Below are 14,574 nucleotides of genomic sequence, written 5' to 3' on the forward strand. Positions count from 1 at the left end.
GCCGGACGGGCGCCGGCCAAGGCTGACCTCCTGACGCGAACTAGCGCCCGATCGCCTTGCGCACGAAGTCACCCGGGCCGCCGGATATCAGTGTGGCGCAGTCCATCAGCACGCGGGGCAGGGCGAAGCCGCCGGGCATCGCCATGTATCGCGGCGTCCAGACCGGGTGGAACTTGTCCTTGTAGGCGCGCAGGCCGGTGAAGTTGTAGAGGGACGTGCCGTGCGCGAAGACGAAGTTTCCGACCTTGTGCCAGATCGGGGCGAGCGGGTGGTGCTCGAAGCCCGACAGCGGCGCCATCCCCAGGTCGAACCAGGTATAGCCCTCCGCCTTGGCAGCCAGCATCAGTTCGGCGAACAGGTAGTCCATCGTGCCGTAGGGCGACACGGAGCGGTGGCGCATCAGATCGATCGAGAACTCCGCCTTGTCGACGCCGGAGCGCAGGATGTTGGCGAAGGCGACGATGCGGTCGCCGGCACGGATCACCGCGATGTCGAAGTTCCGCAGATAGTCGTCGGAGAAGAAGCCGAGCGAAAAGCCCTTCTCGCCGCCTGACTTGCCCTGCAGCCACTCGTCGGAAACGTCCCTGAGCTCCGGCAGGATCGCCGGCACGTTGGCCTTCGGGACGATCTCGAAGGTTGCACCCTCGCGGCCGGCACGGCGAATGGCGTACCGGAAGTCCTTGTACTCGGGTCCCTCCAGCGAAAAGTTGGCGAGCGGGACCCGTGCCTCCTCGCCGAACTTCGTCACCGTCAGCCCCAGGTCGAGAAACAGCGGCAGCGACTCCGGACGGAAGCTGTAGAACACCGGCGTGCCGCCGTAGCTGTCGACCAGTTCGCGAAACGCCCATGCCGCTTCCTGCCGGCCTTCCGGCGTGCCGACCGGCTCCCCCAGCGCGATCCACGAGTTGCCCTGGATCTGGTACATGATGAAGGCGGTCTCGTCGGGCGTGACGAGCAGCCGCTTGTCGCCGAGCAGGACGACGCTCGCCTCCGGATCCTCCGCATAGGCGAGCAGCGCCCGCACCGAATCCGGCACCGGCTCCGCCGAGGGTCCGGCGGGCCGGGTGGGGGCCTGGATACGCCAGATCAGGAACAGCAGCATCGCCCCGCCGACGACGATCATGGCGCGCAGGAAGCGGGGCGCATCGCCGCTCCAGGCGAACTGCCACCACAATTCGTTGCGGTACTCGACGTGACGGTAGCTGAAGAAGCCGAACCAGGCCGCGATCACCAGGATCGCGCCAATCGCCGCCACCCAGGCGAGCGAGAAGGTGCCCGCCGCGAAGCCCGAGCGGCGATGGAAGGCCGGGCGCGCGAGCACGACCAGGATCATCATGGCCGCGAGCAGGACGGTAACCAGCAGGCCGAGGCCCTTGAACAGCGACAGCGTGGTGCCGAGCGCCAGTGTGATCACGGTCAGCCGCCAGGCGACGGCAAGTCGTCGCATCAGTCCGCGCGACAGGATGAGCAGGGCAAGGCCGGCAAGGCTGGAGATCAGGTGGGAGGCTTCCAGCAGGCTCAGCGGCAGGAACGGCCGCAGGGCTTCGACATGGGCGGTGGCGGCCGGAATGGCTGCAGAAAAGATCATCACCGCGCCGGCCAGGAAGACGCCGGCGCCGATCAGCTGCGGCGCGACGGTCCGCAGCGCGGCGCCCGCCTGTCCGCCGAGCCCGGCGATGTGGTTGGCACCGCTGCGCGCGACGCCTGCCGATACCAGCGCCACGGCGATCCCGAGCGGCAGGATGAAGTAGAACAGTCGAAAGGCGAGGATCGCGGCAAACAGGCCGGCCTTGGTGTCGGCGGGCACGCTGAGCAAGAGCACCGCCTCGACCACGCCGAGGCCGCCCGGCACGTGGCTTGCCGCGCCGATCGCGAATGCGGCCACGGTGATTCCGGCAAATGTCAGGAACCCGTACGGCAGGTCGACAGGCACCAGCAGGTACAGCGCGGCCGCGGAGACCAGCACGTCGATCGTGGAGATGACGAACTGCGAGAACGCGATCTGCGGGGTCGGGATGGGCAGCGAGAAGCGCCGGAACTCGAAGACCTTGCCGCCGCCGAGCGCGGCCATCGCAAGGTAGCCGACGACGACCACCGCGCCGCCGATTGCAAGGGCGCGGACGATGACAGGCGGCAGGGTGACGGCGGCCGCCAGCTGGCTCGTGTCGACAATGCCCGCCATGGCCATGATCGAACCGGCGCCGATGACGAATGCGATGTGCGAATAGATCGTGATCAGCGCGATGTCGGACAGCGGCACCTTGAGCGCGGAATAGGCGCGATAGCGGATCGAACCGCCGGTCAGCAGGGCGAAGCCGAGGCTGTTGGAAAACGCGTAGGAGGTGAAGCCCGTCAGCAGCACGTCGCGGGCGGGAATGTCACGATCGAGAATCCGCAGGGCGAACCAGTCGTAGGAGGCGAGGCACGCATAGCCCACCACCACCATCAGCAGCGACAGCGCGATGGCGCCCGAGGGCACCGAGGCGAGCGCGTTGCGGATGTCGTTGGCGCTGACATGGGCCAGCTGGTGGCGCAGGATCAGCACCGCCGCGACCGCGATCAGCACAGTCAGCGCCGAGATCACCATCTGTCGCGTGTCGAAGGTGCGCAGCCGGGCGCTCCAGGCGGCCGATGTCATCCGAACGCGCCGCGGTCAGGCGAGGACGTCGCGCCAGTCGGGATGGCGCTCGAAGGTGGCGCGCGCGAACGGGCACAGCGGGATGATCTTGAAGTTCTTCTCGCGCGCATCGGCGACGATCCGCTCGACCAGCGCCTTGCCGACCCCCTTGCCGCGCATCTCGTCGGGCACCTCGGTGTGGTCGATGATGACAAGATGAGGATTGCCGCGCGAGAAGGTCATCTCGGCGTCCGGCGCCCCCTCGATCCGGGCGACGTAGCGGCCCTTGCTCGCGCCGTCCTCGAGTGCGATGTCCACTGGCTCATCCATTATTCCGTCCCCATCCCTTTGCCAATTCAAGCCGGCCTGACCGACTCCCGTCGCGCCAGCTCCTTGTACAGGCCCGCCAGCCGGCGCGTCACCGGTCCGGTGCGCTCACCGTCGCCGGGCGGGGTGCCGATCAACCGTCCGTCGACCTGGTGAACCGCGGTCAGGCCGGCGAAGGTCCCCGTGACGAAGGCCTCGTCCGCCCCGTAAACGTCGACCAGCGAGAACCGCTTCTCGCGCGCCGGCACCCCGTTGTCGCGGCAGACGCGCAGGACGTTGGCCCGGGTGATGCCGCCGAGGCAATAGAGCCCGTCCGACGTCCACACCTCGCCGTCGCGGACGATGAAGAAATGGGTCGAGTTGCAGGTCGCCACCGCGCCGTCGGGATCCAGCATCAGCGCCTCGTCGGCGCCGGCCTTCGTCGCCTGGATGCAGGCGAGGATGCAGTTGAGCTTGGAGTGGCTGTTGAGCTTCTGGTCCTGCATGTCGGGCGCCGTGCGGCGGATGTGGACGGTGAACAGGTTGAGGCCACGCCGCCTTATATCCTCTGAAGCGGTCTTGTACTCCGGTATTATGACGACGGTGGCGGGGCCGATAGTTACCCGCGGGTCCTGGTAGGGCGTCTTCTTGAGACCGCGCGTCACCATCAGGCGGACGTGCACGCCGTCGCTCATGGCGTTGGCGTCGAGGCAGTCGAAGATGCGCGAGGCGAGCCCCTCGCGCGACAGGCCGATGTCCATGTCGATCGACTTCGCGCCCTCGTAGAGCCGGTCGAGATGGGCGTCGAGGAAGGCGACGCCGCCGCCGATCACCCTCAGCCCCTCCCAGACCCCGTCGCCCAGGATGAAACCTGAATCGAACACCGAGACGACCGCCTTCTCCCTGGGAAACAGCTCCCCGTTCACCGAGATCAGGATATCGGCATTGCGGGGATCGTCGTCGTATTCGTGGGTTCCGGTGGCCATTGCCCGTGCCTCTCGTTGAACGCTTCTCCTCCATACGGCGCATATCGCCGTTGGGCGAGTCGGATCGGCGCAGGCTGCGCCAAGGCCTGCAATATGGTCTACTTTCCCACAGGAGACCTCGGTCCGAAATCGATCACCACCGCACGCCGTCCCGCGTGAGCAAAGGAGTTCAGATCATGACCGCACGGACAGTCGCCGCGATCATCGCCGCAGTCGCCATGATGGCAATCCTGCCGATCGACCGGCTGACGGCCGCCGCCGATAAGACGCTCGGCATGTCGGTGATGTCGGCGCGGGTCGGCGCGAGCGGCAACCTCGCCGGCGGCGCCGGGGCGGTGTCGGCACAGAAGGTCGGGCCGCAGGGACAGTACAGGATTGCCTTCGCAAGGGAACTGACGCCGACCTGCGCCGCGACGGCGACCATCACCGGCCCGGGCGCGAGCGGCGAGCAGGGCTTCATCGTCGCGGAAGCCAATGCATCCGGCGCACTGCTCGTGCGGACCTACGCGCCGAACTCGAACTTCGAGGACCGGAGCTTCAGCGTGATCGTGTTCTGCCACGCCTGAGCGACGCTGAAATGGCGCCGCAGGCACCGGCGCGCCAGTTCATCAATGCGCGCAGGTGCGGTAGTGTCGTCTCCGTCCCCCGATGCCGGAGCCGCGCATGACCGCCACAGCCCAAGACGAACACCTGATCCGCTACGGTGCCCAGTTCAGCCCCTGGCTGATCGAGCGGGCGCTCGGCTCCTACGTCTACGATGGCGATGGCCGGGCGATCCTGGACTTCACGTCGGGACAGATGTGCTCGACGCTCGGCCACAACCACCCGAGGATCGTCGACGCCGTGAAGGCGTCCTGCGACGGCGCCATCCACCTGTTCTCCGGTATGCTGAGCCCGCCGGTCGTCGATCTCGCCCGGCGGCTGGCGGCGATCCTGCCCGGAGACATGAGCAAGTCGCTGCTGCTGTCGACGGGCGGCGAGGCCAACGAGGCGGCGCTCAGGATGGCCAAGCTCCATACCGGCAAATGGGAAGTGGTCGGCATGACCGGCTCCTGGCACGGCATGACGGCGGGAGCCGCCTCCTCGACCTATGTCGCCGGCCACAAGGGCTACGGCCCGGCGATGCCGGGGACCGCGGCGATTCCCGCGCCGAACGCCTACCGCTGCCCGATCCGGCACTGCCAGGGCACCTGCGACATGACCTGCCTCGACGTCGGCTTCGCCATGGTCGATGCGCAGTCGTCGGGATCGCCGGCCGCCGTGATCGCCGAGCCGGTGCAGTCGTCGGGCGGCGTGATCGTGCCGCCGGAGGGCTACCTGCAGCGGCTGAAGGAGAAGTGCCGGGAGCGCGGCATGCTGCTGATCCTCGACGAGGCGCAGACGGCGTTCGGCCGGCTCGGGGCTAACTTCGCCTGCGACGTTTTCGGGGTCGAGCCCGATATCCTGACCCTGTCGAAGACGCTGGGCGGCGGCGTGCCGCTGGCGGCGACATGCACGACCGCCGCGATCGAGGAGGATTGCCACGAGAAGGGCTTCCTCCACCTGACCTCGCACGTCTCCGATCCCCTGCCGGCGGCGGTCGGGCTGGCGGTGCTCGACGTCATCGAGGAGGAAGGGCTGAACGCTCGCGCCCTGGAGATCGGCGCGCACCTGAAGGCCGGCCTCGACGCCATCCAGCAGCGCCACGAGGTCATCGGCGACGTGCGCGGGCTCGGCATGCTGTACGGCGTCGAACTGGTGAAGGACCGCCACTCACGCGAGCCCGATGCCGAGCGCGGCGCGGCGATCACGAGGCGCTGCATGGAACTCGGCCTGTCGATGAACATCGTCTCGGTCGGCGGCATGGCCGCGGTGTGGCGCATCGCGCCGCCGCTCACCGCCGGCCGCGAGGAGATCGACAAGGGGCTCGACATCCTCGATACGGCGATCTCCGACGTGGTCGCCGGCAGGGCGTAGAGAAATCGAAAAGCAGCGATCTGTTGAGCGGTCCGGCCCGGTCTGGTAGGATCTGGATGTCGGAAAAGACAGGCCGGTATGGTTAGTCCGGTCCCCGCCCGAGGCGGGTCTGTCCTTCGTTCGGGCGCTTCTGCCCGGCGGCGAGTCCCACGGCCTTCAACGCCCGCGCATGGTGCGCCGGCGCACGAGAGGACGTGGACATGCAACAGCAGATTTCCGTTATCACGCTTGCCGTTTCCGACCTGGAGCGCTCCAGGCGCTTCTACACGGACGGGTTCGGCTGGACGCCGGTCTTCGAGAACGAGGAGATCGTCTTCTACCAGATGAACGGCTTCGTCCTGGGCACGTGGCTCAAGGCGCGGCTGGAGGACGACATGGGGCGGGGGCTTCATTCGCCCGGTGCGTTCACGCTCGCCCACAACGTGTCCTCCGAGGACCAGGCGAAGGTGGTCATGGATCGTCTCGCCGGCGCCGGCGGGCGGATCCTGCTGGAACCGGCCGCACCGCCGCACGGCGGCATCCGCGGCTACATCGCCGACCCGGACGACCACACCTGGGAGATCGCCTTCAATCCCGCCTGGCCGATCGACGAGAACGGACACGTCACGTTCGGCGCATCGTAGTCGCCGCCAGGATACGGGCGCTGCGGCGCCCGTATCCGCATGCTTCAGTTGCCGATCAGCGGAACATGCGGTGCCGCGTCCCTCGGCAGCAGCCCGTCGATACGCGGGTCGGGGAAGGCCTCGATCTTGCGCGCATAGGGCACGAATCCCGAGCGCCGGTAGAATGCCAGGGCAGCGGGGTGGTCGAACGTGCAGGTGTGCAGCCAGACGCGATCGACCCCGTCGCGCCACGACAGCTCCAGCGCGCGGTCCATCAGCCAGCGCCCGGCGCCGCCGCCGATTGCCTCGGGAACCAGTCCGAAGAAGGCGATCTCCGCCGAGGGCATGTCCCTGAAGTCGAGCTCCAGCAGGCCGACCGGTCCGTCGCCAGAGGCCGGCAGGTACACCTCGACGGCCGGATCGCGGAGGATGTCGAGCAGCGCCGCATCGTCGAGCCGCAGGCGCGAACTCCACAGATACTCGGTGCCGACCCGCCGGAACAGGTCGCGATAAGCGCCCGGATCGAGGTCGTCGACCCGGTTCAGCGCCAGGTCGGGCCGCCGGGACGGCGCCGACGGTGTCGAACCCGGGGGCTCCAGCATTTCCAGGAACGTCGCGACCGCCGCCACGCGATCGGCCGGCAGGTCGGTGTAGCCTTCGAGGACGAGCTGTGTCATGCGGTCAGCCGATAGCGCGCCCGACAGCGTTGCGCAACGCCGCATCGATCAATGCTGCGCACACCGGACGCCCTTGCGATAACATGAGGCCCATGGACACCCCGATTCCCGACGGGCCAGAACGCCGCCGCCTGCCGCGCAAGATCGCGATCCGGACGCTGCTTGCGCTGAGCACCGGCGGACTGGTGCTGGTCGCCACCGTCGCCGTGCTGTGGATCGCGCTGGGGACGAGCACGAGGAACACGGTCGAACTGCTCAACGACCGGATCGTGCTGATCCTGGACGGGATCGAATCCGAGGTGCGCGACAGGCTGGACGCCGGCGCGGGACTGGTGGACGGCATCGCCAGCGAAATGCGCACCGACCATTTCCGCGCGGCCACGCCGTCGGAAGTGACTGACATGCTCACGGTGGTGCTGGCGACGGCGCCGGACGTGGAGGTGCTGCTGTACTGGGATCGCGAACTGAGGCGCCGCGGCGTCTTTCGCGATGCGCAAGGCATCTACAAGCAGCTCCCGGCCGAAACCGAGCTCGACCCGCGGCTGCGCAACCGGCTCGCCAGCGTCCCCGCCGGCACGCCGCACGTCTGGGGCGACCCGGTGGTGGAGAACGGCACCACGTTCCTCAACGTCGTCGCACGGGTCGATTCCGACGCCTCCGACGTCGCCTTCGTGGGCGCGGCCGTGTCGCTCCAGCAGTTCTCCAGGCTGGTCGCCTCGATCGGCCGATCCTACGACGCCACGGCGTTCATCCTGTATGGCGAAACCCACCTGCTGGCGCATCCCGACCTCGCAGCGGCGGCCGGGGGCTCGGGCACCCATGCCATCATCCCGGTGACGGAATCGAAGGATCCGGTGATTCTGAACCTCGACAAGGCCCAGCCGGTCGCGTTCACCGAAACGGCGCGCAAGAAGGGCGTCGAGGTCGAACGGCTGGATGTCGGCGACGAACGCTACCTGATCCTCTATCGCTGGGTGCTGGGATACGGCGAGCGCCCGCTGGCGATCGGGGCATACTATCGCCAGGAGCAGCTTGGCGAATCCCTGCAGCGCCTGATGATGTCGGGAATTGCCGGGCTGGTCGTCGCCGTTCTCGCCGTGATCGCGGCGCTGTTCATCGGCGGCTTCGTGTCGCGACCGGTCCGCCGTCTCGCCGAAAGCGCCGTGGCGGTGTCGCGACTGGAGATGAAGACGGTGCCGCGACCGGCCGGCAGCCCGATTGCCGAAATCGACGACCAGGCAAGGGCGTTCAACATGATGCTGGACGGCCTGCGGGTCTTCGAGACCTATGTGCCGAGACAGCTCGTCCAGCGGCTGATCGCGCTCAGCGGGGGAGAGGGCGTGACATCGGAGACCCGCGAGGTCACCGTGATGTTCACCGATATCGCGAGCTTCACGATGATCTCCGATCGGATGGGCGCGGAGGAAACCGCCGCGTTCCTCAACCGCCACTTCGGCTTGCTGGCGGAATGCATCACCGGGGAAGGCGGCAGCATCGACAAGTATATCGGCGATGCGATCATGGCGTTCTGGGGCGCGCCCGACCGGATGGACGATCACGCCGCGCGCGCCGTGGCGGCGGCTCGTCGCATCGCCGATACCATCACCCGGGACAACGAAAGACGGGCGCGCAAGGGCCTGCAGCCGGTGCGCATGCGGATCGGGCTGCACACCGGACCGGCGGTCGTCGGCAATATCGGCGCGCCGGGCCGAGTGAACTACACGATCGTCGGAGACACCGTGAACGTCGCGCAGCGGCTGGAATCGCTCGGTCACAAGCTGGACGCCGGCGCCGACGTGACCGTGCTGATGAGCGCGACGACCGCCAGGCTCGCGGGCGTGGGTCCCGATGGCGAGAACGTCGGCGAGCACGACCTCGCGGGCGTTCCCTACAAGGTCCCGGTGGTGCGGCTCCATACCCACCTGCAGCCGCAGGCCGTCGCGATCGGGAAGGCCGCCGTGCCCGCAAGATAGGGCGCAAGGGCGGCCGGGTCAGTCGAACAGGTCGAGATCTATCCGGTAGCTGATGCCCATGCCGGCAGTGAACTGATCGCGGCTGCCGGCCGTGGTGACGATCGGCGAGTCGGCGGCACCGCTGACCAGCCGGTCATATCCGGCGCGAAAGTGCAGGTCGACCTTTTCCGTCAGCGAGTAGACGGCCAGTCCCTGGATGCCGACAGACTTGAAGCCGGAGCCGGCGTTGTAGACCGGCAGGCCGGACAGGAAAGATTGCGTCGGGGTGACGGAGAAATAGGTGTCGAAGTACTCGGAGGTGGCATAGCTGACGTCCGGCCCGACGCGGAGCACGAACTGGTCCACCGGCCGCCAGACGCCGTACAGCGCGGCCTCGCCGACGAGGCCCTCGTGCCCGCCGAAGCCCTGACGCAGGGCCGCGTAGGCGCCCCAATGATCGACCTCGTAAGCGGCCTTCAGGCCGAGCTCGAAGGCAGCGTCGACATTGCCGAGACCGATCAGCGCCGGATCGGAGAACTGGTCGCGCTCGCCGACGAAGCCGAACGACGGCCCGATCGAGAACCCGACCGTCCTGCCGCCGAACTCGCCCAGTCCCGGCAGGCGCAGATACTCCAGCGAGACGATCGGCCAGGGCGCGATCTCGTAGTCGTCGGAACCTTCGTAATCCGGCTGCACCAGACCGCCGATGCCAATCCGCAGCGACAGGTCGGTCGTGGTGGTGTCGATCACCTCCTCTTCGACGTAGATCGTCTCGTACTGGTCGGCGAGCACCGGAGCGGCAAAGCCGGCGGCGGCAAGCGCCGCGATCGCAAGTGTTCGATGCACCATAGTCCTCCGGGCGGTTCGCGCGACTTTCATACGCAGTTTCACCGTTTCGGGATCAAATTGCACAGCTCTAATCCCTTCTCGTGCCCGGAAACACGCAATAGCCCGCGGTCGTGACCACAATGTCACACCGGCAGCGCCGCACCGGACGGCGGGGTAACACCACGAAGCAGGATATCGGCGCCCAGCACCGGGACGAGGTCCGGGCGGAATGAGAAACGCCGGCTTGCGGGCCGGCGTTCGAGCACGATCATGATGACTGGAACGGTCAGTGACGGTACTGCTGGACCCGCGTCGCGCGCAGTCCCGGCAGTCCGTGCCGGTCGATCGACTGCTGCCAGCTCAGAAATTCCTCCACCGTCAAGGTATAGCGCTCGCAGGCCTCCTCGAGGCTGAGCAGGCCGCCGCGAACCGCCGCGACCACCTCCGCCTTGCGCCGTATCACCCATCTCTTGGTGGTTTTCGGGGGCAGGTCGGCGATCGTCAGGGGACTGCCGTCCGGCCCAATCACGTACTTCACCCTGGGGCGGTACTGATCGGTCATCGATACTCTCACACACTCTACTGACCAACACAGCCGGCAGAGTAGGCGGATCGACTTAAGAATTGGCTAAAGCAATGGCGGTCATTTTCTTAACAGTTTCCTCGCTCTAGCCTCAAATTGAGACAACTGTCTTGCGATTTGGTTTCAATGCCGCCGGCCGCTGCCGACGGTAAGCTGTCGTAAACGATTTCGTTGGTTGGCGGGACGCGGCTGCCAACGGCAAGGCCCGGGCGCTGCGGTGTCCGGCGTGATTTCAGTTTGGCGCTTTGTGGCCGGTCGTGTATTGACCCAGTCCTCACTGTTCGAGCCGCAGTCGGCGAACGGGCCTGCTGCGATCCGCCGCTGCAGCGCGACCTTGAATGCGCGGCCACAGACCTTATCATCCAGCCGGCGTCCGGCTCTTCCGACGCGCCGGATCTTCGAACCGATCAACCCGAACGACGCCCTGAGAATGAACGAGCCGCCGCTCAACAGCCTCGAATTGCCGAAGCCGCCGGCCGAGACGCGTGTTGTGGTGGCGATGTCGGGCGGCGTCGATTCCTCGGTGGTCGCCGGCCTGCTGAAGCGGCAGGGCTACGACGTGATCGGCGTCACGCTGCAGCTCTACGATCACGGCGAGGCGACGCACCGGGCCGGCGCCTGCTGCGCGGGGCAGGACATCTACGACGCCCGCCGGGTCGCCGAGGACCTCGGCATCCCGCATTACGTGCTCGACTACGAGAGGCGGTTCCAGGAGGCGGTGATCGACGCCTTCGCCGACAGCTATCTGGCCGGCGAGACGCCGATCCCCTGCGTCGGCTGCAACCAGAAGATCAAGTTCGCCGACCTGCTGCAGACGGCGCGCGATCTCGGCGCTGACGCGCTGGCGACGGGCCACTACATCGCCAGCCGCCGCACGCCGGACGGCGGGCGGGCCCTCTACCGGGCGCGCGATGCGGAGCGCGACCAGAGCTACTTCCTGTTCGCCACGACGCCGGAGCAGCTCGATTTCCTGCGCTTTCCGCTCGGCGACCTGACCAAGCCGCAGACCCGCGAACTGGCGCGCGACTACGGCCTTGCCGTCGCCGAGAAGAGCGACAGCCAGGACATCTGCTTCGTGCCGACCGGCCGCTACAGCCAGGTCATCGAGCGGCTGCGGCCGGGCGCCGCCGAAGCCGGCGACATCGTCCATGTCGACGGGCGCCAGCTCGGCCGCCACGACGGGATCATCCATTTCACCATCGGCCAGCGCCGCGGCATCGGCGTGGCCGTCGGCGAGCCGCTGTATGTCGTGGCGCTCGATGCCGAGCGGCGGCGGGTCGTCGTCGGGCCGCGCGAGGCGCTGGAGACGCGCAGCGTCGTGCTGCGCGACCTGAACTGGATCGGCGGCGCGCCGCTGCAGGCCGGCCGCTACGACCTGTTCGCCAAGGTGCGCTCGACGCGCCCCCCGCAGCCGGCCCGTCTGACGGTGGGCGAGGGCGCCGTCGAGGTCGAGCTTCTGGCCGGCGAATACGGCGTTTCGCCGGGACAGGCCTGCGTGCTCTACGAATCCGACGAGGCCCAGAGCCGCGTGCTCGGCGGCGGCTGGATCGCCACGGCGCAGCCGACGCAGGTCCATCCGGCCGCCGCGGTGCGCGCGCCCGCCGTCGCCGCGGCCCGCTGACGGCCTGATGTCGGCATCGAAACGCTCCCTGCTGGACAGGCTGTTCTCGGCGCCGGGCAAGGCGATCCGGCCCGCATCGATGAACCACGAGGCCGTGCGGCGCGCCTACCGGCGCTGGGCTCCGGTCTACGACGAGCTGTTCGCGCCGATCGCCAGGCCGGCGCGCCGGACCGCAATCAGGCATATCAACGGATCGAGCGGGCGCGTCCTGGAAGTCGGCGTCGGCACCGGGGTCGCTCTGCCGGACTATGCGCCGCATCTCGACGTGGTCGGGATCGACCTGTCGCCCGACATGCTGGCGGTGGCGCGGCGGCGCGTGGCCCGCGCCGGGCTGCGCAACGTCGAGGCGATCCTGGAGATGGATGCCGGCGCGCTGGCCTTTCCCGATGCCTCCTTCGACACCGTGGTGGCCATGCACGTCGTCACCGTCGCGCCGGAGCCGGAGGCCGTCATGGCCGAGCTGGAGCGCGTCTGCAGGCCCGGCGGCGAAGTGGTGCTGGTCAATCATTTCAGCGCCGAGGAGGGGCCGCGCGCGGCCATCGAGAGCGCCATGGCGCCGTTTGCGGACCGGATCGGCTGGCATGCCAATTTCGCCGCCGAGAAGGTGCTTGGCCGGCCGGGCCTGGAACTGGAAGACCGCCGGCCGCTGCCGCCGGCCGGGCTGTTCACGATGATGCGGTTCCGCCGGCGCGCGGCGGCCGCCGCTGCCGTTCCCCTGCGTGCCGCCGCCGGCGCCTGAGGCGCGCCGGCGCCGGCTGCGGGACACTCCTGCTTGACACCTGCAAGCGGCGCTCCTTATATCGCCCCCACCCGGCGCGCCCACCCGCGGCGCGCCCGCGGCGGCGGAGTAGCTCAGCTGGTTAGAGCAGCGGAATCATAATCCGCGTGTCGGGGGTTCAAGTCCCTCCTCCGCTACCAATCTTTTCAATGAGTTAGGGGCAGCTTGGAGCAAATTAGCCTCGCTATAGCCTCTGAGTGCGCAGAGCAGTTCACCGAACGCGGCAATCTGCTCGAAGAGTTTCGCGAGAGGTGGGGTCGGACAGAGATAACGACAAATTGACCGCACGCGCATAGCGGACCACCGTCAGTCGTGCCGGCACATTCCGCTTCATAGCGCACGTTGACGTGGTGATCGTGCAGCGCATCCTGCCCGCTATGTCAAAGGTCAAAGCAAGAGATGGCATGGGCCGTCGATCGCGCTTCCAGCGGACGCCGATCGGCAAACGGATCTTTCTCAGCGACCGGGATTTCGAGATCCTCTGGTGGCTCTATCGCTATCGGTACCTGCGGGCCACGCACCTTGCGGCGCTGGTAGAGCCGCGGTCCGAGAAGCGCTTCGCCGAGCGCCTCGGCGACCTCTACCACGAAACTGGTCTTATCGATCGACCCGCCGCACAGTGGCGGCGCTTTGACGCTCGTTACCAGCCGATCGTATACGAGCTGTCCGCCAAGGGGTGTCGATACCTTGGCTGTCAAAGGGACCTGCCGCACCGCGCCGTGACCTTCGGGAAGGGCGAACGGGGCGGCACGACCCCGCACTTTGACCACGCCATGATGATCGTCGACGCGTTGGCGGAAACGGAGATCGAGACGAGGAGATGCAGAAGCCGGCGCTTTGTGCCGGTCGATGAGATTCTGACCCGCCTTCCGAACAGGCCCATTACTTCGGCAAAGCACCCCTTGGCGATACCGGTGACCGTGCGGCCCTCTAATGACCTGACGGCGATCAAGGCGCTGATCGCGACGGATGTTATTCCCGATGCGCTGTATGGGGTCGAGCACCTAGTTGGCGACGAGAAGCTGTATCGTTTCTTCGCCCTGGAGTGTGAGAATAGCAGCCCGAAAAGTCGCAGCACGGGAAAGCTCTCGTCACTAGCCTTCAAACAGGCGGCGTATGAGGCGCTGCTTCAATCGCAAGCATATAGGAGTGCTTGGGGAATTCCCTGCTTGGAACTGCGGGTACTGAGCGCTGGAACGGCACATGCCTCGACATTGGCTTTGGGCCAGACTTTATAGCGCCGTGCCTTTACTGGCGATCCGCGGCTAGTATCTGCCAATGTCGCTCCGGCTCGGTCAGTTATGCTTGGGCATGACTGAATGCATTGCAATCCGCGCGGCGGCACTTTGTTCGACGCATGAAGTGCAGTGCAATTCAATAGCCAGCGGCGAATCCGAAACGATGTTCCGATGGCTGCATCCTGCAGAGAACGCGGGGAGCGTTCATCCTAGTGACTCTCGGTAGAGCATCTCCACGCGCTTACACCTCTCATGAGCAAGTGTAGACAGATCTACCGAACCGGCGACGGATCGCCATCCAACAGACCAAATTACATATCCGGGTCCTCGTACTTGTTAGGCACATTGGCGCTCGTTCTGCCCACCGGTAAGTGGTCTTCATGTTCCGGTCCATACCGTGCAGGGTGCAGTGGGCAACTGGGTCGGTTGC

Annotated in this window: 13 protein-coding genes and 1 tRNA gene; 8 read left to right on the forward strand and 6 right to left on the reverse strand. The window is 67.2% G+C overall.

Going from position 1 to position 14,574, the window contains the following annotated elements; genetic code table 11:
* Nucleotides 1-40 precede the first annotated feature (40 nt).
* Genes mprF through V3328_RS21770 form a run of 3 tightly spaced genes read right to left on the reverse strand, consistent with a single transcriptional unit; the run spans nt 41 to nt 3,909 of the window.
* Nucleotides 41-2,638: a bifunctional lysylphosphatidylglycerol flippase/synthetase MprF gene (gene mprF, locus V3328_RS21760; RefSeq protein ID WP_340331829.1), complete on the reverse strand. Its 2,598-nt coding sequence runs from the start codon at nt 2,636-2,638 to the stop codon at nt 41-43.
* A gap of 15 nt (nt 2,639-2,653) precedes the next feature.
* Entirely contained in the window at nt 2,654-2,947 is a 294-nt protein-coding gene (locus V3328_RS21765) for a GNAT family N-acetyltransferase (RefSeq protein WP_340331830.1), read from the reverse strand.
* Nucleotides 2,948-2,973: 26 nt separating this feature from the next.
* Nucleotides 2,974-3,909, reverse strand: coding sequence for an aminotransferase class IV (locus tag V3328_RS21770; RefSeq protein WP_340331831.1), 936 nt, complete (start codon nt 3,907-3,909; stop codon nt 2,974-2,976).
* A gap of 176 nt (nt 3,910-4,085) precedes the next feature.
* Here V3328_RS21770 and V3328_RS21775 point away from each other — a divergent pair, with 176 nt between their 5' ends.
* From V3328_RS21775 to V3328_RS21785, 3 genes are all read left to right on the forward strand, one after another.
* Nucleotides 4,086-4,475, forward strand: a complete 390-nt coding sequence (locus tag V3328_RS21775; RefSeq protein ID WP_340331832.1) for a hypothetical protein — start codon at nt 4,086-4,088, stop codon at nt 4,473-4,475.
* Nucleotides 4,476-4,572: 97 nt separating this feature from the next.
* Nucleotides 4,573-5,865, forward strand: coding sequence for an aspartate aminotransferase family protein (locus V3328_RS21780; RefSeq protein WP_340331833.1), 1,293 nt, complete (start codon nt 4,573-4,575; stop codon nt 5,863-5,865).
* 200 nt (nt 5,866-6,065) lie between these two features.
* Nucleotides 6,066-6,488: a VOC family protein gene (locus V3328_RS21785; RefSeq protein WP_340331834.1), complete on the forward strand. Its 423-nt coding sequence runs from the start codon at nt 6,066-6,068 to the stop codon at nt 6,486-6,488.
* 44 nt (nt 6,489-6,532) lie between these two features.
* Here the strand turns inward: V3328_RS21785 and V3328_RS21790 are convergent, their stop codons facing one another.
* Nucleotides 6,533-7,144: a GNAT family N-acetyltransferase gene (locus V3328_RS21790; RefSeq protein WP_340331835.1), complete on the reverse strand. Its 612-nt coding sequence runs from the start codon at nt 7,142-7,144 to the stop codon at nt 6,533-6,535.
* Between the two features lie 92 nt (nt 7,145-7,236).
* Here V3328_RS21790 and V3328_RS21795 point away from each other — a divergent pair, with 92 nt between their 5' ends.
* Nucleotides 7,237-9,117, forward strand: coding sequence for an adenylate/guanylate cyclase domain-containing protein (locus V3328_RS21795; protein WP_340331836.1), 1,881 nt, complete (start codon nt 7,237-7,239; stop codon nt 9,115-9,117).
* A gap of 18 nt (nt 9,118-9,135) precedes the next feature.
* Here V3328_RS21795 and V3328_RS21800 read toward each other — a convergent pair whose 3' ends face one another.
* Entirely contained in the window at nt 9,136-9,945 is an 810-nt protein-coding gene (locus V3328_RS21800; RefSeq protein WP_340331837.1) for a MipA/OmpV family protein, read from the reverse strand.
* A gap of 265 nt (nt 9,946-10,210) precedes the next feature.
* Nucleotides 10,211-10,486 carry a CtrA inhibitor SciP gene (sciP, locus tag V3328_RS21805; protein WP_340331838.1) on the reverse strand — a complete coding sequence of 92 codons (276 nt, stop codon included), beginning with the start codon at nt 10,484-10,486 and terminating at the stop codon, nt 10,211-10,213.
* A gap of 451 nt (nt 10,487-10,937) precedes the next feature.
* On the opposite strand from sciP, the gene mnmA reads away from it, so the two are divergent.
* The 4 genes from mnmA (at nt 10,938) to V3328_RS21825 (ending at nt 14,144) form a co-directional block, all read left to right on the forward strand.
* A complete protein-coding gene (mnmA, locus tag V3328_RS21810; protein WP_340331839.1) occupies nt 10,938-12,128 on the forward strand; it encodes a tRNA 2-thiouridine(34) synthase MnmA in 1,191 nt (396 codons plus the stop codon).
* Nucleotides 12,129-12,135: 7 nt separating this feature from the next.
* Nucleotides 12,136-12,867 (forward strand): class I SAM-dependent methyltransferase, encoded by a 732-nt coding sequence (locus V3328_RS21815; RefSeq protein ID WP_340331840.1) that lies wholly within the window; start codon nt 12,136-12,138, stop codon nt 12,865-12,867.
* Between the two features lie 102 nt (nt 12,868-12,969).
* A tRNA-Met gene (locus tag V3328_RS21820) sits at nt 12,970-13,046 on the forward strand.
* A gap of 207 nt (nt 13,047-13,253) precedes the next feature.
* Nucleotides 13,254-14,144 (forward strand): replication-relaxation family protein, encoded by an 891-nt coding sequence (locus tag V3328_RS21825; RefSeq protein WP_340331841.1) that lies wholly within the window; start codon nt 13,254-13,256, stop codon nt 14,142-14,144.
* The last annotated feature ends 430 nt before the right edge of the window (nt 14,145-14,574 follow it).

Origin of the sequence: Microbaculum marinum (assembly GCF_037855135.1) — a bacterium.
In the GTDB taxonomy this organism is placed as follows: domain Bacteria; phylum Pseudomonadota; class Alphaproteobacteria; order Rhizobiales; family Tepidamorphaceae; genus Microbaculum; species Microbaculum marinum.